We start from the raw sequence: 21739 nt of genomic DNA on the forward strand, positions 1-21739 counted from the left end.
TCACCTTTTTTCAAACAATAATGTCTGTTACTCACACAAGGAGGAATTTTATTATGGCAATTACTGCACAAATGGTTAAAGAATTACGTACCAAAACAGGTGCCGGCATGCTTGACTGTAAAAAAGCATTGACTGAAACAAACGGCAACATGGAGGAAGCGATCGACTTTCTAAGGAAGAAAGGTATGGCTTCCGCAGCCAAGAAAGCTGACAGAATTGCAGCTGAAGGTACTACGTATATTTTAAGCGAAGGCAATACGGCTGTTCTTTTGGAAGTGAACGCAGAAACTGACTTTGTTGCTAAAAACGAAAACTTCCAACAGCTTGTAAAAGAGTTGGCGGAGCATCTTCTTGCCAACAAACCTGCATCTCTTGAAGAAGCAGTGGAGCAAAAAATGAGCAACGGTGAAACAGTAACTGAGTATATTAACAGCGCAATTGCTAAAATCGGCGAGAAAATCACTCTCCGCCGCTTTGAAATTAAAACAAAAACTGATAACGGCGTATTCGGCGAGTATTTGCACATGGGTGGACGCATCGGTGTTCTGACAGTTCTTGAAGGAACTACTGAAGAGGAAGTTGCAAAAGATGTTGCTATGCACATTGCCGCCATCAATCCAAAATACATTTCACGCGACCAGGTTTCCGAAGAAGAAATTGATCGTGAGCGCCAAGTACTTACACAACAGGCATTGAACGAAGGCAAGCCTGAAAATATCGTAGCTAAAATGGTAGAAGGTCGTCTTGGCAAGTTCTTTGAGCAAATCTGCCTTCTTGATCAGTCGTTTGTTAAAAACCCTGATGAAAAAGTGGGTAAATTTGTTAAGGCCAAAGGTGCAGAAGTTGTTGACTTCGTTCGTTATGAAGTAGGCGAAGGCATGGAGAAACGCCAAGAAAACTTTGCTGAAGAAGTAATGAGCCAAACGAAGAAGTAATTTAATTATACGACGTTTTTTGGGGAACACATCGTGTTCCCCTTTTACAAAAGTTATAAAATATCAATACATACCATTAGGGATTATTGGAGGTTCAGATGGATACCCCAAAATATAAAAGAGTTGTACTAAAATTAAGTGGTGAGGCACTGGCTGGTAAAGAAGGATTCGGCATCAACCCAGCTGTGATCAAATCCATTGCAGAGCAGGTCAAAGAAGTAGCGGAGCTTGATGTGGAAGTTGCTGTGGTTGTTGGCGGCGGAAACATCTGGCGTGGAAAAGTTGGCAGTGAAATGGGAATGGATCGTGCCACTGCAGATTATATGGGAATGCTTGCAACAGTAATGAACTCATTGGCACTTCAGGACAGCTTGGAGCATTTAGGTATTGAAACCCGTGTTCAAACATCTATTGACATGCTGCAAGTGGCTGAGCCATACATTCGTCGCCGGGCTATCAGGCACCTTGAAAAGAAGCGTGTTGTCATCTTTGCAGCGGGTACTGGTAATCCGTACTTCTCGACAGACACAACTGCTGCATTAAGAGCTGCTGAAATTGAAGCAGACGTCATATTAATGGCCAAGAACAATGTAGATGGTGTTTACAATGCAGATCCGAAGATTGACAAGGATGCAGTCAAATATGATCAGTTGTCATATTTAGATGTTTTAAAAGAAGGTCTTGCTGTCATGGATTCTACGGCTTCATCACTCTGCATGGATAATGACATTCCACTGATTGTCTTTTCTTTTACTGAAAAAGGGAATATCAAACGTGCCGTCTTTGGCCACCAGATTGGAACGATAGTGAGGGGGAAAGAATAATGCCGAATAAGGTAATTTCAAATGCGAAAGACAAAATGGGGAAAGCCATTCAGGTGTATAGCCGTGAATTGGCAAGCATTCGCGCCGGTCGCGCAAATGCTGCGCTTTTGGATAGAATTTCTGTTGATTACTATGGTGCCCCGACACCAATCAACCAAATGGCAAACATTTCAGTACCTGAAGCCCGTCTCCTTGTGATTCAGCCATATGACAAAACAACTTTAGGCGATATGGAAAAAGCCATTTTGAAATCAGATCTTGGTTTAACACCGACAAACGACGGATCCCTGCTCAGGATTTCCATACCGCAACTAACAGAGGAACGACGTAAGGATCTTGTTCGACAAGTTCGTAAAGAAGCTGAAGATGCTAAAGTTGTGATAAGAAATATTCGCCGGGATGGTAATGAAGATTTGAAAAAGCTCGAGAAAAATGGCGAGATTTCAGAAGATGACTTACGCAGTTATGCTGACGACATTCAGAAGCTGACTGATGACCACATCAAGCAAATTGATGATATTACAAAAGAGAAAGAGCAAGAAGTATTAGAAGTATAAACAGAAAAGCAGAAGTGCTCGTTTAGTGAAATTTGCTAAACGCTGAAGCTGGACAAATACAAAAAGGCAAGCGCCTGTCCTCCAAATAAAGGCTGGAGCTGGTCGAATAAGAAGGATATTGAACGAGTAGAATCCCTCCTTTGGAGGGATTTTTCCTTTTACAGCAAATTGAAGCAAAAAATCGATGGAGAATCATATCGCTATATCATATCTATATGCTAAAATATGTTTGACGCACAGAAGATTTTCTGACGGAGGACTTATTATGTTCAATAAAATGAAGTTATGGAAAACTTCAAAAGACCAAGATGTGCAGGATGACCGTATTAGCCAAATCCTTGCTCATCCCATTCCTGAACATGTTGCCATCATTATGGACGGCAACGGACGCTGGGCGAAAAAAAGGACACTGCCCCGCATTGCAGGTCATCATGAGGGAATGAAAACAGTAAAAAAAATAACGAAATCTGCTAATAGACTAGGCATCAAAACTTTGACTTTATATGCCTTTTCAACTGAAAACTGGAAGCGGCCTAAAAACGAGGTCGACTATTTAATGAAACTACCCGAACAATTTCTAAGCAGCTTTTTGCCGGAGTTGATCGAGGAGAATGTCAAAGTTTCTACAATGGGTGATATGAACAGGCTCCCGGCCAGTACAAGAAGGGCTGTCGATCATGCTATAGAAGAAACAAAAGATAACGACGGACTGATCTTGAATTTTGCATTAAACTATGGAAGCCGTTCGGAAATTATCGATGCCATCAAGGATTTATCCTCGGATGTAAAGCAGGGCATCATAAATGAAGAGGATATTGATGATGAGTGCTTTTCAAGTTACTTGATGACGAAGAGCCTGAACGACCCAGACTTGCTCATTAGGACAAGCGGAGAGCTAAGGCTGAGTAATTTCATGCTCTGGCAGTTGGCCTATACAGAGCTTTATTTCATGGATGTCCTCTGGCCCGATTTCTCGGAGGAGCATTTGCTTGAAGCGATCGAATCGTTTCAAAGGCGTTCCAGGAGATACGGCGGATTACTTGGCGAGGAGATACAATAATGAAGGTAAGAATCATTTCAGCAATAGTGGCAATAGCCATTTTTTTACCGCTTCTTTATATCGGCGGTATTCCATTCATGCTTCTGGTTTACGCTATGGCAACGATTGGCTTATACGAATTATTGAAAATGCGTAAACTCTCTCTTTTTTCTATGCATGGAGTCTTGTCAGTGGTCCTGTTATGGATCATTCTTTTACCTGGACAAACATTTGAGTCCGGGCATGGAGCGGATATCAAAATAAAAGCTGCAATCTTGGCTGTCCTGCTTTTTTTATCATATACTGTTATAAGTAAAAATAAATTCGATTTTGATGATGCAGGATTTGTTATACTTTCAGTTCTTTATGTAGGAATTGGTTTCCACTTTTTGATGGAAACACGTGAAGCAGGAATCGTTTATTTGTTTTATGTCCTGTTTGTCGTTTGGGGGACAGACTCCGGAGCCTACTTTGTCGGCAGGTCTTTGGGTAAACGGAAGCTTTGGCCGGAAATCAGCCCCAACAAAACAATCGGAGGCTCTGTGGGGGGCATTGTGATTGCATTACTAATCGCGCTGGCCTTTTTCACATTTACTAATCTAGAAATACCTTTGATTAAGTTACTTATTGTTACCGTCATACTTTCTGTTTTTGGACAAATTGGCGATTTGGCCCAATCGGCTTTCAAGCGCCATTATGGTGTAAAAGATTCAGGAAATATTATGCCGGGGCATGGAGGAATTTTGGATAGGTGTGACAGCTGGCTGTTTGTGCTTCCGCTTGTCCATCTGCTGCAAATTATTTAATTGTTGTCATCGGGAGTGAAGAGTTTGAAATATATTAGTTTATTGGGAGCCACGGGTTCAATCGGCACCCAAACCCTTGATTTGATAAGGGAGCATCCGGAGCAATTTCAATTGGTTGCCATATCAGCCGGTAGAAATATCGCTCTCGTTAGGAAAATTGTTTCAGAATTTCATCCTAAGTTGGTGTCGGTACAGACAAAAGAGGATTGTGAAACGCTACGGACGGAATTTCCGTCTGATATTACTTTTGTTCATGGAGACGAGGGATTGGTTGAGGCTGCGGTTCATGAACAGGCAAACATTGTACTTAACTCGGTTATTGGGAGCGTTGGACTCTACCCCACGCTAAAAGCGATTGAAGCAGGTAAAAAGATTGCAATCGCCAATAAGGAGACTTTGGTTACTGCAGGGCACCTTGTCATGGCAGCTGCGAAAGAAAATAAGGTTGATATTCTTCCGGTCGATAGCGAGCATTCGGCCATATTCCAATGTCTTCAAGGTGAGGATATGAAGGAAGTTTCCAAACTGCTAATTACAGCATCAGGAGGCAGCTTTCGGGATCTGACCCGGAAAGAATTGGAGTTCGTTACTCTTGAACAGGCCTTAAATCATCCGAATTGGTCGATGGGCTCCAAAATCACAATTGACTCTGCTACAATGATGAACAAAGGGCTTGAGGTGATAGAAGCCCATTGGCTGTTCGATCTGCCCTATGATAAAATCGACGTTCTTTTACATAGGGAAAGCATCATACACTCGCTAGTCGAGTTTCATGACAGCAGTGTGATTGCGCAGCTCGGCACACCTGATATGAGAGTCCCTATCCAATATGCCCTTACGTATCCGGAGCGTTTGCCGCTTGATTCGGCAAAAAGGCTGAATCTCGTGGAAGTCGGCCGGCTTCACTTTGAAAAAATGGACATGGATCGATATCGTTGTCTCTATTATTCCTATGAAGCGGGAAAGCGTGGCGGCACCATGCCCACTGTATTAAATGCTGCGAATGAAGCCGCTGTAAATGCCTTTCTAGAACGGAAAATACCATTTATCCGGATTGAAGAGTTGATTGAAAGAACATTAGAAGGCCATGATGTTATTGACAATCCTGATCTTTCAACCATTCAGGATGTTGACCTTGAAACAAGACGGTATGTTCATACACTCCTTTAAAAGGTGGTTATTTTTTTGAATACAGTCATCGCTTTTATCATTATTTTTGGCGCTTTGGTATTTTTCCATGAGTTTGGACACTTTATTTTTGCAAAGCGTGCAGGAATATTAGTAAGAGAATTTGCGATTGGAATGGGACCAAAAGTGTTTTCCCATAAAACAAAAGAAACATTATATACAATTCGACTGCTTCCACTTGGCGGTTATGTGAGAATGGCGGGCGAAGATCCTGATATGACGGAAATCAAGCCGGGTCATCGGGTGGCGCTCATCTTAAATGATGAAGAGCTTGTTGAAAAAGTCATCATTCGGGGAAGAGATCGTTTTTCAAATGCCAGGACGATTGAAGTGGAGTCGGCTGACATTGAGCATAAACTTTTCATAAAAGGTTATGAAGACGGAGAAGACGAGATATTAAAAACTTTCCGCTTGTCTCGTGAAGCAATGATTGTCGAAGATCAGACTGAAACCCTAATAGCACCATGGGACCGACAATTCGGTTCAAAGAAGCTGAGCGCAAGAGCGATGACGATTTTTGCCGGACCATTAATGAACTTTGTGCTAGCTGTCGTTATATTTACGATATTAGGGTTCATCCAAGGTGTGCAGGTAAATGAGCCGCTTATCGGAAAGTTGCTCCCTGACGGCTCGGCAACCGAAGCTGGGTTTAAAGAAGGCGATGTCGTTTTAAGTGTTGACGGCGCCGAAATCTCAAACTTCGAGGATATTACCGAAATTGTCCGCAGTCATCCGGCGGAAGAGCTTGTTTTCACAGTTGAACGAAATGGCGAAACTCTTGATATTCCGGTAACCCCTAAAAGGGAAGTCGTTGAAGGAGAAGAGTTTGGACTTATTGGAGTGCAGGCTCCCGTTGATAAGTCTTTTATGAGCGTTGCGGTAAACGGTTTTACCGAAACGTACCATTGGACTGTAGAGATTTTCAGGCTTCTTGGGAAGCTTGTTACGGGTCAGTTCTCTATCGATATGCTTGCTGGTCCAGTTGGAATTTATAAGACAACGGAAACAGTGGCGAAGTCAGGTATTCTTCTGCTGATGAAGTGGGCAGGACTTTTGAGCATCAATCTGGGCATTATGAACTTGCTTCCGGTTCCGGCACTTGATGGGGGGCGCCTCTTGTTTTTTGGTGTCGAGGCTTTGCGTGGCAAGCCCATTGATCGCCAAAAGGAAGGTATGGTTCACTTTATCGGTTTTGCCCTATTGATGGTTCTGATGATAGTTGTTACATGGAACGATATACAGAGATTTTTTATTATTAAATAATGTAAATTGAGGTGCAAGTGATGAGGCAAAGCATGACATTAATTCCAACGCTCCGTGAGCTGCCTTCAGATGCTGAAATCAAAAGCCATCAGCTGCTGCTCCGAGCGGGATTCATAAAACAAATTGCAAGCGGCGTGTATTCATATTTACCCCTTGCCAAAAAAGCGCTTGACAATATTGAACAGATTGTCCGGGAAGAAATGGAAAAGGCTGGAGCAGCTGAGCTGCTCTTGCCTGCACTCCAGCCAGCCGAACTATGGCAAGATTCCGGGCGCTGGTATACATACGGCGATGAGTTGATGAGAATGCACGATCGCCATGATCGCAGTTTTGCATTGGGACCTACCCATGAAGAAGTAATAACAAGCATCGTAAGTGATGGGGTGCCTTCATATAAACGGCTTCCGATTACCTTGTATCAAATCCAGACAAAGTTCAGGGATGAGAAACGTCCTCGTTTCGGCTTGCTTCGCGGGCGGGAATTCATTATGAAAGATGCCTATTCATTCCACACTTCCGAAGAAAGTCTTGACGATGTTTATCTGAAGATGTATCAGGCTTATACAAACATTTTTACAAGATGCGGTTTGGATTTTAGGGCAGTATTAGCCGACTCCGGTGCAATTGGGGGAAAAGATACGCAGGAATTCATGGTTTTATCCGAAATCGGTGAGGATACAATTGCTTATTCAGACTCCTCTTCCTATGCAGCAAACATAGAGATGGCGGAAGTTAACTGTGATTACGAAAAGTCGGCTGAACTAGAAAAAGAACTTACGAAAGTAGATACCCCAGGACAGAAAACGATTGCCGAGGTATCTGATTTCTTGGATGTACAAGCATCTAACATCATTAAATCTCTTGTTATGATTGTTGATGAGGAGCCGGTGATGGTTCTTGTAAGGGGAGATCATGAACTTAACGATATAAAGGTGAAAAATGCCTTGGATGCAGACTCCGTCGAATTTGCCGATGAAGACCATACAAAAGAGCTGCTAAATTGTTCATTTGGTTCCATTGGTCCGGTAAATCTGCCGTCATCTTTGAAGATAATTGCCGACAAAGCAGTTGAGTCGATGATGAACGCTGTTTGCGGCGCAAATGACGATGATTGCCATTATGTCAATGTGGTACCAGGCCGGGACTTCCAGGTGGAAACATATGCGGACATCAGGTTCATCCAAGAAGGAGATCCTTCACCTGATGGTAAAGGAACCATCCGATTTGCAAGAGGTATAGAAGTCGGGCATATTTTTAAATTGGGGACGACATATAGCGAAGCAATGTCGGCGAAATACCTTGATGAGAATGGAAAATCCCACCCCTATATCATGGGATGCTATGGCATTGGCGTATCACGGACCTTGGCTGCTGTGGCCGAACAGTTCAATGATGAAAACGGGTTGATCTGGCCAACGAATATCGCACCTTACGATATACACCTGATTCCAGTAAACATGAAGGATGCAGCCCAGGAAGAACTTGCAGAGCGATTATATAATGAATTAAAGGGTCACCGTTTTAATGTCTTGCTTGACGACCGAAATGAACGGCCGGGCGTTAAATTCAAAGATTCCGACCTCATAGGCATGCCTGTCAGAGTGACAGTCGGTAAAAAAGCGGCTGAAGGTATTGTGGAAGTCAAGATAAGAAAAACCGGTGAAATGCAGGAAGTGAAAGTAGAACAGCTGCTTGATGTCCTGACAAATATTTTTAAAGAATTGTAACAAGAAAAGCGGAAGCGCTCGTTTAGCGACGTACAACTGGAGTGCCTCCGATGAGATAAAGGATAAGGAAATGCGAGAGTGCCTGCTTATCGGCGACAAGCATTAGACGAGCGCTGGCGCAGGCGCACTTTGCCTTCAGAAGCGCTTGGCTTATGACTTCGAGCCGATGGTACTCGGCAGGCTAAGGGCGCGACATCCTGTCGCTTCGCTTGCACTAGTACTTCCTGTACGTCGGCGGCACTAGCGTATCCTGTGCGTCGGAGCTAGACAAGGAAATATTATCCACAGTTGTAGAATTTTATCATTTCTTAAACCACAAGAAAAAGGTACCTTGTCAAAGGTGCCTTCCTTTATCTAATAAAAAAAGTGTTTAGGGCTGGATATGATGGCCAGCTTCAGCGCCTAGCCCCTCGAGGTCACAAGACTGCAATGAAGCAGATTGGGGAAAAATGTGCTCCTGCGTCATAGTTTTTTTCGGGGAATTATTGTTGCAAAGCTATACAAAGCATACTCAGAGGAGTTGCACATGATGTAATTAAAATGGCTTCCCTGTGGTGGCTGAAAAACTGCCTAGTCAGGAACCAGCTTGTGCTTGTGGGGCTAATCAAGGTGCTTGCGCTTTAGAAAAGAGGAGAGGATCAAATGACGTCCAGGACGCATAATCCTGCCGAAAAAAAAGAGCGTTTTTTGCTGCTTCTCCAGCAGCTTGGTTTGACGGAGGATCATTATATTGAACATCTGAACTCCGGGCAAATTGAAAAGCTGGTTGTAGATAAATCGAATAAAAGATGGCATTTTCATTTTTCATTAGACAAACTGCTCCCATGCCGCATATACACAGCATTTTCCCAAAAACTCCAACAATCCTTTCAGCAGATTGCACAGGTTGGTTTCACATTAACATTCAATGATTCAACTTTCAGCAAAGATTTGGTCATTGATTATTGGCGTGACTGCCTGAAAGAAATTGAAGGGATGTCCCCCATGCTTCTCAAACTTTTGGAAGGACAATTGCCAGAAGTTCACGGAAATAAAATCATTGTCAAAGTCAGAAACGATATGGAAGCAAGGACGCTACAGGAAAAATATGGACAGCTTCTTTCAGAGATCTATAAAAAATTCGGCTTTCCAACGATGATGTTTGCGGCGGAAGTAAGTAACGGCGCACAATCTGATGAAGAGTATGAAAAGTTTATGGAAGATAAGCGGAAAGAAGACGAAGAACGTGCACGGCAGGCATTGGCGGAAATGAAGCGGATGGAAGCTGAGAGAGAAAGCGGAAGCGGCGTTGAATTAAGCGGTCCGTTGACAATCGGATACACGATAAAAAGTGACGAAGAGATTCGACGGCTTGAACATATCAATGATGAAGAACGCCGTATAACAGTTGAAGGGTATATTTTTTCAGCTGAAACTAGGGAGCTACGGAGTGGCAGGACGCTGTTGACTTTCAAGATGACGGATTATACCGATTCAATCTCCGTAAAAATGTTCTCAAAAGATAATGAGGATGCCGCCCTTATGAACATGTTGAAAAAAGGCATGTGGGCAAGAGTACGCGGGAGCGTTCAAAACGACACCTTTGCCAGAGAGCTTGTCATCATGGCTCAGGATATCAACGAAGTAAAGGCGAAGGAAAGGAAAGATCTCACCGAAGGCCAGAAGCGTGTCGAACTCCACCTGCACTCGCCGATGAGCCAGATGGATGCAGTCACATCCATAAGCAGTTTTATCTCTCAAGCAAAAAAATGGGGTCATACCGCCATCGCGCTGACGGATCATGCCGTCGTTCAATCATTTCCCGAGGCGTACAGCGCAGGAAAGAAAAATGATATTAAAATTCTTTATGGGCTTGAGGCAAATCTTGTTGACGATGGTGTCCCGATTGCCTATAACAGTGCTCACAGACTGCTGGAGGAAGAAACATATATCGTCTTTGACGTAGAGACGACGGGCCTTTCAGCAATATACGATAAAATCATCGAGTTAGCTGCAGTAAAAATCCGCAACGGGGAAGAAATCGACCGTTTTGAACGCTTTGCAAACCCTCATCATCCATTGTCCGCGACTACGATTAATTTGACAGGCATTACGGATGACATGGTCGAAAATGCACCTGAAATAGAAGAGGTTCTCAACGATTTCAACGAATGGATTGAAGACGGGATCCTAGTTGCCCATAATGCTTCGTTTGATATCGGATTTTTGAATTCATGGAATCAAAGGTCCGGATTAAAGAAAGTGGAAAATCCCGTCATCGACACATTGGAACTGGGCAGATTCCTGTATCCTGAATTTAAAAATCACCGCTTGAATACATTGGCCAAACGGTTTGATATCGAACTCGTTCACCATCACAGGGCAATATATGACGCAGAGGCGACAGGGAAGATATTTTTAAAGATGCTGGCAGATGCCCGCGAGAAGGATATACTTTACCACGACCAGTTGAATGACAACATGGGTCAGGGAGATTCGTATAAACGGGCCAGGCCTTCCCATTGCACATTGCTTGTCCAAAATGATGCGGGTTTGAAAAATCTTTATAAACTTGTTTCATATTCTCATATGCACTATTTTTACCGGGTACCCCGAATCCCTCGATCTTTGTTGGAAAAGTACAGAGAGGGTATTCTTGTAGGATCTGGATGCGATAAAGGCGAAGTATTTGAAGCGATGATGCAAAAGGGGCGAGCAGAAGCGGAAAAGGCTGCTGGGTTTTACGATTATCTTGAAATACATCCAAAACCGGTATATGCACCGCTAATCGAAATGGAATTGGTCAGGGATGAGAAAGACCTTGAGGATATAATCAGAAACATCGCTAATCTGGGAGAATCTCTAAATATGCCTGTCGTCGCTACCGGAAATGTCCATTACATGAATAAGCAGGACAAAGTCTACCGGGAAATTTTAATCAGGTCCCAAGGCGGGGCAAATCCGATGAACCGGTATAACCTGCCTGAAGTGCATTTCCGTACGACAGACGAAATGCTCACTGAATTTTCCTTCCTCGGCAAGGAAAAAGCCTACGAAGTTGTTGTAACAAATACCAATCTGATTGCAGACAAAATTGGAGAAGTCAAGCCAATCAAAGATGACCTGTATACACCGAAAATTGAGGGTGCGGAAGAGGAAGTCAGGTCCATGAGTTATGAAATGGCCAAGTCAATCTATGGGGACGAGCTACCTGAAATTGTGAAAGCCCGCCTTGAGAAGGAATTGGCAAGCATCATTGGCCACGGCTTTGCTGTTATCTACTTGATTTCTCATAAACTTGTAAAAAAATCATTGATTGACGGTTATCTTGTGGGCTCAAGGGGGTCTGTCGGCTCTTCTCTTGTGGCAACGATGACTGAGATTACCGAGGTAAACCCACTGCCACCTCACTATGTTTGCCCGGAGTGTAAGCATTCCGAGTTCTTTGATGACGGTTCGGTCGGTTCTGGATTCGACCTTCCGGATAAGAATTGCGAAAAATGTGGAGCAGAATTTAAAAAAGACGGCCACGATATCCCGTTTGAAACGTTCCTCGGATTCAAGGGAGATAAAGTTCCGGATATTGATTTGAACTTCTCGGGGGACTATCAGCCGCATGCCCATAACTATACAAAGGAACTGTTTGGAGAAGACTACGTTTATCGGGCAGGTACGATTGGAACGGTGGCGGAAAAAACGGCCTATGGATATGTAAAGGGATTTGAACAGGATAATAACTTAATGCTGCGAAATGCAGAAATCGATAGACTTGTCCAGGGGTGCACCGGAGTAAAAAGAACTACTGGGCAGCATCCAGGAGGCATCATCGTTGTTCCGTCTGATAAGGAAATATTCGATTTCTGTCCAATCCAGTTCCCAGCCGATGATACAGGCTCAGAATGGAGAACGACCCATTTTGATTTCCATTCGATTGACGCCAATCTATTGAAACTGGATATTCTGGGACATGATGATCCGACGGTTATACGTATGCTTCAAGAGCTTAGCGGAATAGATCCCAAGACGATTCCCATTGATGATCCGGAAGTGATGAAGATTTTCAGCGGTACTGAGTCTCTCGGAGTGACTGCAGAGCAGATCATGTGTAAAACCGGAACTTTGGGTATTCCCGAATTTGGAACCCGCTTTGTAAGGCAAATGCTCGAAGACACCATGCCGACCACCTTTTCGGAACTAGTCCAGATTTCAGGCCTTTCCCATGGTACAGACGTATGGCTTGGAAATGCGCAGGAGCTTATTCGTTCTGGTACATGTACACTCTCCGATGTGATCGGATGCCGGGATGACATCATGGTGTACCTTATTTATCAGGGAATAGAACCATCTCTGTCCTTTAAAATTATGGAATCGGTACGTAAAGGGAGAGGGCTCATACCTGAGTGGGAAGAGGAAATGCGGAAAAACAACGTTCCAGAGTGGTATATTGATTCATGTAAAAAGATCAAATACATGTTCCCGAAGGCGCATGCGACTGCCTACGTATTGATGGCGGTGAGAATCGCCTATTTTAAAGTTCACCACCCGCTCCTCTATTATGCGGCTTACTTCACTGTAAGAGCTGAAGATTTCGATCTAGAAGCGATGAGCCGCGGCTCGCAGGCAATCCGTTCAAAAATAGAAGAAATCAATGCAAAGGGTCTTGACGCTACTACGAAAGAAAAGAATCTACTGACTGTATTGGAGATTGCCCTTGAAATGTGCGAACGCAAATTCAAGTTCCAGAGGGTTGATCTTTATCGATCAAGTGCGTCTGAGTTCATTATCGATGGGGACACGCTTATTCCGCCATTTAATGCAATTCCGGGACTGGGAACAAATGCAGCCATTAACATCGTAAAAGCGCGTGAAGAAGGTGAATTCCTTTCAAAGGAAGACCTTCAAAAACGTGGAAAAGTTTCCAAGACAGTAATAGAGTATTTGGATCAGCAAGGTTGTCTTGAATCTCTACCGGATCAAAATCAGCTATCCCTTTTCTAATTTCTTGACACCAGCCTCCATCTTTGGTGTATTATTTGCAAACGATACATGGTTATGGTATATTTTTATTGGAAATACTATGAATAACTCTGCGCAAAAAGAGTGGGTGCCCCCCACTCTTTCGTATTGTTGCGGATAAACATATACTTAGAAAAGCGCAAGCACCCGGTTAGCGACGTACAAACTGGAGCACTCCGCAATGAGATAAAGGAAACACGGCGACTCGGCCGCCTCAAAACGCCACATCCTGTGGCTTCGGTGGCACTAGGACGTCCAGTCCGTCGGAGCCGATGTTGACTTATCGTAGTGTAGGAGTGTGAAGTTTGCTAGTCGCTGGGCGCTGAAGCTGGACCGAACTTTTAATAATATAGAAACTCTTTTTGGAGGTTTTTATGAGTAAAGTAACAGACAAAGTGGAAGAACTGGCGGCACCGATCCTGGAAGAGATGCAGTTGGAACTTGTTGATATCGAATACGTGAAGGAAGGAAAAAATTGGTTTCTTCGCCTTTTCATTGACAAGGAGAATGGTGTAGACATTGAGGAATGCGGGATTGTCAGTGAACAGCTTGGCGAGAAACTTGATGAGTTGGACCCGATTCCGCACAACTACTTTTTGGAGGTTTCTTCTCCAGGTGCCGAACGGCCTTTGAAGAAAGCGGATGATATAAGAAAAGCTATTGGAAAACAGGTCAATGTAAAAACCTACGAACCGATTGATGGCGAAAAAGAGTTTGAAGGTAAGTTGACCGAATTCAATGGCGAGACGTTAAAAATCGACGTTAAGATAAAAACCCGGACGAAAACATTTGAAATTCCATTCGAAAAAGTGGCAAAAGCCCGTTTAGCCGTCGTTTTTTAATAACAGAAATGAACTTAGAAAAGGGGAGAATATGTTCATGAGCTCAGAACTAATGGATGCTCTAATTATTTTGGAAAAAGAAAAAGGAATTTCCCGGGAAGTCCTGATTGAGGCCATCGAAGCGGCATTGGTTTCCGCGTATAAAAGGAACTTTAACCAGGCGCAAAATGTGCGTGTCGATATGAATTTGGAAACCGGTACAATGCGGGTTTTTGCCAGAAAAGAAGTGGTTGATGAGGTGTTTGATTCCAGGCTTGAGATTTCCATGGAAGAAGCCAGAAATATCAATCCATCCTATGAGACCGGCGACATGGTGGAACTTGAAGTGACCCCTAAAGAATTCGGAAGAATCGCGGCTCAGACAGCAAAGCAAGTCGTCACACAACGTGTAAGGGAAGCGGAACGGGGTATTATATATTCGGAATTTGTGGATCGGGAAGATGACATCATGACTGGTATTGTCCAGCGCCAGGATCCCCGTTTCATCTATGTAAGTTTGGGGAAAATCGAAGCACTTCTACCGCAAAGCGAGCAAATGTCAAATGAGACATATAAACCGCATGACCGGATTAAAGTTTACTTGACAAAAGTTGAAAAGACCACAAAAGGTCCGCAAATTTTCGTTTCTAGAACTCACCCGGGACTCCTGAAACGCCTGTTTGAAATCGAAGTGCCGGAAATATATGATGGAACTGTCGAAATTAAATCAGTTGCGCGGGAAGCGGGCGATCGTTCAAAAATCTCAGTAGCGACGGAACACGATGACATTGATCCAGTTGGGGCATGCGTAGGACAAAAGGGTGCAAGAGTTCAGGCCATCGTGGATGAGTTGAAAGGTGAAAAGATTGATATTGTTGAATGGTCATCGGATCCGGTTGAGTTTGTTGCGAATGCTTTAAGTCCGTCCAAGGTTCTAGATGTTATCGTTAATGAAGATGATAAAGCCACAACAGTGGTTGTTCCGGACTATCAGCTGTCATTGGCTATTGGAAAACGAGGTCAAAATGCACGTCTTGCTGCGAAATTGACAGGCTGGAAAATAGATATCAAGAGTGAAACGGATGCCCGGGAAGCTGGGATTTATCCGAGAGATTTCTTTGATCTGGAAGATACCGAATTGGATGAATCATTCGATTTAGTGGACGAAGAAATCGAATAGGGGTGAGGAAGATGGCAAAACAAAGAAAAATGCCGATGAGAAAGTGTGTTGCTACCGGCGAAATGAAGCCGAAGAAAGAAATGATCCGTATCGTCCGTTCCAAGGAAGGAGAAGTTTCCGTAGATTTGACTGGCAAAAAGTCCGGACGCGGTGCTTACCTTTCCAAAGATAAAGAGATCATATTAGCAGCGAAGAGTAAAAGAGTGCTTGCCGGCCATCTGCAAGCAGAAATAAAAGATGAAATATATGACGAACTTCTTTCACTTGTAGACGGAGTCGACAAATGAAAAGTGAAAAATGGATGTCATTGCTCGGCCTGGCCAATCGTGCACGGAAAGTGGTTTCCGGTGAAGAATTGGTCATTAAGGAAGTTAGAAGAGGCACGGCAAAATTGGTCGTACTTGCGAAAGATGCTTCCAAAAACACATCCAAAAAAGTACTGGATAAATGCCGATATTACGATGTTCCTGTAGTTTTTTCAGAAACGAGGGAATTGCTCGGCCAAGCAATCGGCAAAGATGCAAGAGTAGTTGTTGCTGTAGTGGAGGCCGGATTTGCGAAAAAGTTGGCAACATTGTTTGATGAATAAACTCGGGGGTGAACATATGAGTAAAATGCGAGTATATGAATATGCAAAAAAACATAATACTTCAAGTAAGGAAGTAATAGAAAAGCTGAAAAGCATGAATATAGAAGTGACTAATCATATGTCAGCAATTGACGGACAGGCGATTGGAAAGTTGGATTCTGTTTTCAGCAGGAACAGCGGTGATAAAGGAAATTCTCAAAGAAGAGGGCAACAAAGGCAGAGCCAACAGGGGCAAGGGCAGCAGAGGCAAGGCCAACAGCAGGTTCGCCCTCAAGGAAAATCAGGACAAAGTGGGGAGCAGCGTCCTGAACAGCGCAGAGGTGGAACGGAACAGCAAAACAGGCCGCAGCAAGGAAGTCAAAGCGGCAACCAAGGTCAAAGAAGCGGCCGAAACAATAAGCCGGGCCATGCTAATAATACTGCTGGAAATAATAAACCGGGTGCAAAGGGCAATCAGCGCGGAGGTAATAAAGGGCCTAACCGCAACCGCAGGCAGAACCAAAACCGCCAGCGCCAAAAGCAGCAACATCATCAGCCTGCACCGCCTAAGCAAAAAGAACTTCCGGAAAAAATTACATTTATTGAATCTTTGACAGTAGCTGAGCTTGCTAAGAAAATTCATAGAGAGCCATCCGAAATTATTAAAAAGCTCTTTATGCTAGGAGTCATCGCGACAATCAACCAGGAGCTGGATAAAGACGCAATCGAACTGATTTGTGCCGAATATGGCGTCGAGGTTGAAGAAGAGATTCAAATTGATAAGACGGACCTTGAAATCTACTTTGAGGAAGAAGACAATGATCAAGAATTGACGGAAAGACCTGCTGTGGTTACCATTATGGGCCACGTTGACCATGGTAAAACGACACTCCTTGATTCGTTGAGAAACACTAAAGTGACAGCCGGTGAAGCCGGTGGAATCACTCAACATATCGGTGCCTATCAAATTGAAGCAAACGATAAAAAGATCACTTTCTTGGATACTCCGGGACACGCTGCATTTACGACAATGCGTGCAAGAGGAGCGAAAGTTACGGACATCACAATTTTAGTTGTAGCAGCGGATGATGGCGTCATGCCTCAAACCGTCGAAGCAATCAACCATGCTAAAGCTGCAGAAGTGCCGATCATCGTTGCAGTTAACAAAATTGACAAGCCGACTGCAAACCCTGACCGGGTGATGCAGGAATTGACTGAACACGGACTCGTACCTGAAGATTGGGGCGGAGACACAATTTTTGTTCCGATTTCCGCTCTTCAAGGAGAAGGCATTGACAGCTTGCTTGAAATGGTCCTCCTTGTAAGTGAAGTTGAAGAACTTAAAGCAAATCCCAAAAGGCCTGCTCTTGGAACTGTCATCGAAGCACAGCTTGATAAAGGCCGCGGATCAGTCGCCACATTACTTGTACAAGATGGTACATTGAAGGTTGGGGATCCGATTGTTGCCGGGAACACATTTGGCCGGGTTCGTGCCATGGTGAATGATATCGGACGTCGTGTCAAAGAAGCGGCTCCTTCCACTCCGGTTGAAATTACCGGATTAAGTGATGTGCCGCAGGCAGGAGATCGTTTTGTTGTTTTCTCCGATGAAAAGACTGCCCGCCAGGTTGGTGAAGCCCGTGCACAACAGGCTTTGCAGGTTTTACGAGGCGAGAGTTCCCGTGTAAGCCTTGATACATTGTTTGAACAGATGAAACAAGGCGAAATGAAAGAGCTCAACGTAATCATCAAAGCGGACGTTCAAGGTTCAGCTGAAGCATTGGCGGCGTCCTTGAGAAAGATTGAAGTGGACGGCGTTAACATTAAGATTATCCATTCCGGTGTTGGAGCCATTAATGAATCGGATATCACGTTGGCGGCAGCTTCCAATGCCGTTGTCATAGGATTTAATGTCCGCCCGGATGTGAATGCAAAGCGTGCGGCGGACTCGGAGGGCGTCGATATCCGCCTGCACCGGATCATTTATAAGGCGATTGAAGAGATTGAAGCGGCTATGAAAGGGATGCTTGACCCTGAATATGAAGAAAAAGTCATTGGCCAGGCAGAAGTAAGGCAAACATTTAAAGTATCCAGAATAGGAACGATTGCAGGTTCCTATGTAACCGATGGAAAAATTACCCGTGATAGTGGCGTTCGCCTGATAAGAGACGGAATTGTCATCTATGAAGGGGAAATCGATGATTTAAAACGTTTCAAAGATGATGTGAAAGTAGTAAACCAGGGATACGAATGTGGTATCACAATAAGAAATTTCAATGACGTAAAAGAAGGCGACGTCATCGAAGCATTTTTAATGGAAGAGGTTGAGCGTGCTTGATCGGATTCGCTGAATGTGAATTTCGGATTTATAACGCACAATCTTTAAAAGATAAACGCTCGGTTGTAAAGCGCATCTTGACAAGAACAAAGCAGAAATATAACGTCTCTATTGCCGAAGTCGATCATCAGGATATGTGGCAGCGGGCTAGGATAGCCATCGTAACTGTTGCTTCGGCCCGGCGTAGAGCCGAGCGTGAACTTGAGCAGTCAATTGAATTCCTCGATTCCTTTCCTGAGTGGGAAAGAATCGGGGTAACCCATTATGAGTGGCTGTAATGTGAGGTGTCATAAATGAGTTTACGAGCCAACCGTGTCGGAGAGCAAATGAAAAAAGAACTGGGTGAGATCATCACCCGGAAGATCAAGGACCCAAGAGTCGGATTTGTCACTGTAACCGATGTAGAAGTGACAGGAGATCTTCAGCAGGCCACAGTATATATTTCAGTTCTTGGCAGTGATCAAGAAAAGGAAGATACATTGAAAGGCTTGACTAAAGCAACAGGATTCATCCGGTCTGAGATCGGTCATAGGATCCGTCTGAGAAAAACACCTGAAATCAGCTTTGAGTTTGATGAGTCAATTGAGTATGGAAACAAGATTGAAAAGCTTTTAAAAGATATTAATGAGGACTAGGATAGACAATTCGTCTATCCTTTTTTTAAGAGGAGGAGCCCTGATGGAAGGGATATTGCCGTTATGGAAGCCCAAAGGGCTGACATCACATGATTGCGTATTTAAGGTGAGGAAACTCCTGGGAATGAAAAAGGTGGGACATACTGGTACACTTGATCCAGATGTGACAGGTGTTTTGCCGATCTGTCTAGGGAAGGCCACTAAAATAGCCGAGTATATTACGGATGCAGGTAAGGAGTATGAGGGCGAAATCACAATGGGGTTTTCGACGACAACAGAAGATGCATCAGGTGAAATAGTTGAAGAAAAACCTGTTATGCAGAATATATCCGTTGAAGATATCAAGAAGGTGCTAAAATCTTTGACCGGTGAAATCGAACAGACCCCTCCCATGTATTCTGCGGTTAAAGTGAAAGGAAAACGTCTTTATGAATATGCACGTGCAGGCATTACGGTCGAGCGTCCGGTCCGGACTGTGCGAATATATCAATTGCAATTGATTGAGGAAACAGTTTCATTGCAAGATAATCTACTTTCTTTCCGTTTCTCGGTAAAATGCAGCAAAGGTACATATATCAGGACACTTGCTGTCATGATAGGAGAAAGATTCGGCTATCCAGCGCATATGTCTGACCTAATCAGGACATCCTCAGCTTCTTTTCAGGAAGAAAATTGTGTCACTTTTGATCAACTGCACACCCTCCTTGACCAAGGAAAAGTCTCCGATGCAATTTATCCCCTGGAAAAGGGAATATCACATTTGCCCTCCATGGAAATCAGTGATAAATTAGCGGTAAAAGTGCAAAATGGCGCCGTTTTGGAAAAGCCCGAACAATGGGCAGACGAAGAGACTGTACTCTTATATAAAGGAAGGGCTATGGCTATCTATCAGTCACATCCGGAAAAAGACTGGTTGATCAAACCCGTGAAGGTATTAAGAAACGAATGAAACAGGTGACGTGTATTGAAAGTAATAATGATTCAGCACCCGCATACTCTCCAGAAAAATGATTTTCCACCCCTGGCCGTTGCCTTGGGTTTTTTTGACGGCGTACATGAAGGACATAAAAACGTCATTAGGACAGCTAAGAAAACTGCCGAAAGACACGGAGTCAAAAGTGCGGTTATGACATTTGATCCCCATCCTTCCGTTGTACTTTCCCAAAAAGGCGGATCCGTTGAGTATATTACACCATTAGAGGATAAAATAGACTATATTGAAGGATTGGGAATAGATTATCTTTTGATTGTCAGATTTACATCTGCTTTTGCCGGCCTAGAGCCTTCTGAATTTGTTCAAAAATATCTCATTGATTTGAATGTGAAATATGTAACGGCAGGGTTTGATTTTACCTATGGAAAATACGGAAAAGGTACGATGGATACACTTTCAACCGATGGGCAAGGGAAGCTGCAGGTGATAACTGTTCCAAAACTTGAAAAAAATCAAGAAAAAGTCAGTTCCACATTAATCAGGAAACTTTTACGGGCAGGCAGGACAGAAGATGTCCACAAGTTAATGGGAAGATATTATACGACAAAAGGAACAGTGATCCATGGTGAGAAGCGGGGGAGGCTGCTTGGCTTTCCAACTGCCAATATTCGTTTGAATGATGATTATATAGTACCTAAAGAAGGGGTTTATGCTGTTCGAATGCAGGTGAACGGCCAATGGGAGAATGGCGTTTGCAATATCGGACATAAACCGACATTTCATGCTCCAGGACAAATTGAGCTTTCAATTGAAATTCATTTGCTTCATTTTGACCGCTCTATCTACGGCGAAGAAGTGACAATTGAATGGAGGTTAAGAATCAGAGACGAGCAAAAGTTTGATGGTCTGGATCAACTGAAAGAACAAATTTTAAAAGATAAGCAAACTGCTGAGAGATTTTTTGAGGAGTAAAGAAGGTATAAAATCAGACTAAGTTTTCTTTTGGAAAAATAGGCGTTATGTCTAGCTCCGAAGGGAAGGCCTGGACGTCCTAGTCCCGCCGACGCACAGGAAGTGCAAGGGAAGTGACAGGACCAGTAAAGCTTTGGAAGTGTTACTTTACATGAAGGAAAAACGTCGGCTTTTTAAGTATGATTGTGCTTTTGCGCAGTGTATTAGAGGAAGCTAGGGAACATCATAATACAAAGCTGCATGAAGCTAATTCGGGATGTTTCTTACAAGGTGATCAATTTTAGCTGCTTTACTTTGGTGGCTGAGGAACTCCCTCATCAAAATTCGCCTCAGGCTTTTCGCCTAGCGCTTTTCTTAAAGAGGATGCAAAATAACTTGATTTTTCCAGGGTAAAGTTGTATTCTATAACAGTATCAAGAACCTTTGCTTGGCAGTGCGACTCACCGACGCCTGCTCGGTAACAGGGGATGAAAAAACAGGAGGTGTTGGACAAATGTCCATTTCACAAGAACGTAAAAACGAGATCATCAACCAGTACAAGATTCATGAGAGCGATACAGGGTCACCTGAAGTTCAAATTGCTGTATTAACTGAAGAAATCAACAATTTGAACAGCCATCTTCGCGTTCACAAAAAGGATCATCATTCCAGACGCGGACTTATGAAAATGGTCGGACGCCGCAGAAACTTGCTTACTTACTTGCGCGGCAAAGATGTAAAACGTTATCGCGCATTGATCGACAGCCTTGGCCTTCGTCGATAAGATGTGATAGGGATGTAACTAAAAGCGGGATAAACTCCCGCTTTTTTGTTAGGATGAAATAAGTCAGGCAGCCTGTACGTCAAGTTCATATGAATTCTGGCTAAAAAGCCATGCATATTCGAACTGAACATTGGACATGGATAGGACAAGCTCATATCTATGTCTAATGTTCAGTTGCGGACAGGTAAGCTTGT

General features: G+C 43.6%; 19 protein-coding genes. All 19 read left to right on the top strand.

What is annotated here, in order from left to right; translation table 11 throughout:
* The first annotated feature begins 53 nt into the window (after positions 1-53).
* The gene (gene tsf / locus D4T97_RS09725; protein WP_126050087.1) at positions 54-935 is read left to right on the top strand and encodes a translation elongation factor Ts; all 882 of its coding nucleotides are present in this window, start codon (positions 54-56) and stop codon (positions 933-935) included.
* 98 nt (positions 936-1033) lie between these two features.
* Complete coding sequence (gene pyrH, locus D4T97_RS09730; protein ID WP_126050089.1) at positions 1034-1759, top strand: UMP kinase; 726 nt, start codon at positions 1034-1036, stop codon at positions 1757-1759.
* Entirely contained in the window at positions 1759-2316 is a 558-nt protein-coding gene (gene frr / locus D4T97_RS09735; RefSeq protein WP_126050091.1) for a ribosome recycling factor, read from the top strand. Before pyrH ends, frr begins: the two co-directional genes overlap by 1 nt.
* 265 nt (positions 2317-2581) lie before the next feature.
* Complete coding sequence (locus D4T97_RS09740) at positions 2582-3376, top strand: isoprenyl transferase (protein ID WP_126050093.1); 795 nt, start codon at positions 2582-2584, stop codon at positions 3374-3376.
* Positions 3376-4161 carry a phosphatidate cytidylyltransferase gene (locus D4T97_RS09745; RefSeq protein ID WP_126050095.1) on the top strand — a complete coding sequence of 262 codons (786 nt, stop codon included), beginning with the start codon at positions 3376-3378 and terminating at the stop codon, positions 4159-4161. The genes D4T97_RS09740 and D4T97_RS09745 overlap by 1 nt, the downstream gene beginning before the upstream one ends.
* A 24-nt stretch (positions 4162-4185) precedes the next feature.
* Positions 4186-5331 (top strand): 1-deoxy-D-xylulose-5-phosphate reductoisomerase, encoded by a 1146-nt coding sequence (locus D4T97_RS09750; protein ID WP_126050097.1) that lies wholly within the window; start codon positions 4186-4188, stop codon positions 5329-5331.
* Positions 5332-5346: 15 nt separating this feature from the next.
* Positions 5347-6612, top strand: coding sequence for an RIP metalloprotease RseP (gene rseP, locus D4T97_RS09755; protein ID WP_126050099.1), 1266 nt, complete (start codon positions 5347-5349; stop codon positions 6610-6612).
* 20 nt (positions 6613-6632) lie between these two features.
* Positions 6633-8339, top strand: a complete 1707-nt coding sequence (locus tag D4T97_RS09760) for a proline--tRNA ligase (RefSeq protein ID WP_126050101.1) — start codon at positions 6633-6635, stop codon at positions 8337-8339.
* A gap of 642 nt (positions 8340-8981) precedes the next feature.
* Positions 8982-13316, top strand: coding sequence for a PolC-type DNA polymerase III (locus D4T97_RS09765; RefSeq protein WP_126050102.1), 4335 nt, complete (start codon positions 8982-8984; stop codon positions 13314-13316).
* Positions 13317-13708: 392 nt separating this feature from the next.
* On the top strand, positions 13709-14176 hold the full coding sequence (rimP, locus tag D4T97_RS09770) for a ribosome maturation factor RimP (RefSeq protein ID WP_126050104.1): 468 nt from the start codon (positions 13709-13711) through the stop codon (positions 14174-14176).
* Between the two features lie 37 nt (positions 14177-14213).
* Positions 14214-15335, top strand: a complete 1122-nt coding sequence (nusA, locus tag D4T97_RS09775) for a transcription termination factor NusA (RefSeq protein WP_126050106.1) — start codon at positions 14214-14216, stop codon at positions 15333-15335.
* A gap of 11 nt (positions 15336-15346) precedes the next feature.
* Positions 15347-15622 (top strand): RNase P modulator RnpM, encoded by a 276-nt coding sequence (rnpM, locus tag D4T97_RS09780; RefSeq protein WP_126050108.1) that lies wholly within the window; start codon positions 15347-15349, stop codon positions 15620-15622.
* Positions 15619-15924, top strand: coding sequence for a YlxQ family RNA-binding protein (locus D4T97_RS09785; RefSeq protein ID WP_126050110.1), 306 nt, complete (start codon positions 15619-15621; stop codon positions 15922-15924). The genes rnpM and D4T97_RS09785 overlap by 4 nt, the downstream gene beginning before the upstream one ends.
* 16 nt (positions 15925-15940) lie before the next feature.
* On the top strand, positions 15941-18241 hold the full coding sequence (gene infB, locus D4T97_RS09790; protein WP_126050112.1) for a translation initiation factor IF-2: 2301 nt from the start codon (positions 15941-15943) through the stop codon (positions 18239-18241).
* Positions 18238-18519: a DUF503 domain-containing protein gene (locus tag D4T97_RS09795; protein WP_126050114.1), complete on the top strand. Its 282-nt coding sequence runs from the start codon at positions 18238-18240 to the stop codon at positions 18517-18519. Before infB ends, D4T97_RS09795 begins: the two co-directional genes overlap by 4 nt.
* Positions 18520-18534: 15 nt before the next feature.
* Positions 18535-18876, top strand: coding sequence for a 30S ribosome-binding factor RbfA (gene rbfA, locus D4T97_RS09800; RefSeq protein WP_126050116.1), 342 nt, complete (start codon positions 18535-18537; stop codon positions 18874-18876).
* A gap of 43 nt (positions 18877-18919) precedes the next feature.
* On the top strand, positions 18920-19825 hold the full coding sequence (gene truB / locus D4T97_RS09805) for a tRNA pseudouridine(55) synthase TruB (protein WP_126050118.1): 906 nt from the start codon (positions 18920-18922) through the stop codon (positions 19823-19825).
* Positions 19826-19852: 27 nt separating this feature from the next.
* A complete protein-coding gene (ribF, locus tag D4T97_RS09810) occupies positions 19853-20782 on the top strand; it encodes a riboflavin biosynthesis protein RibF (protein ID WP_206435554.1) in 930 nt (309 codons plus the stop codon).
* A gap of 493 nt (positions 20783-21275) precedes the next feature.
* Positions 21276-21545, top strand: a complete 270-nt coding sequence (gene rpsO / locus D4T97_RS09815) for a 30S ribosomal protein S15 (RefSeq protein ID WP_126050122.1) — start codon at positions 21276-21278, stop codon at positions 21543-21545.
* Positions 21546-21739: the final 194 nt, after the last annotated feature.

This window comes from Siminovitchia acidinfaciens (genome assembly GCF_003605385.1).
GTDB lineage: Bacteria > Bacillota > Bacilli > Bacillales > Bacillaceae_C > Siminovitchia > Siminovitchia acidinfaciens.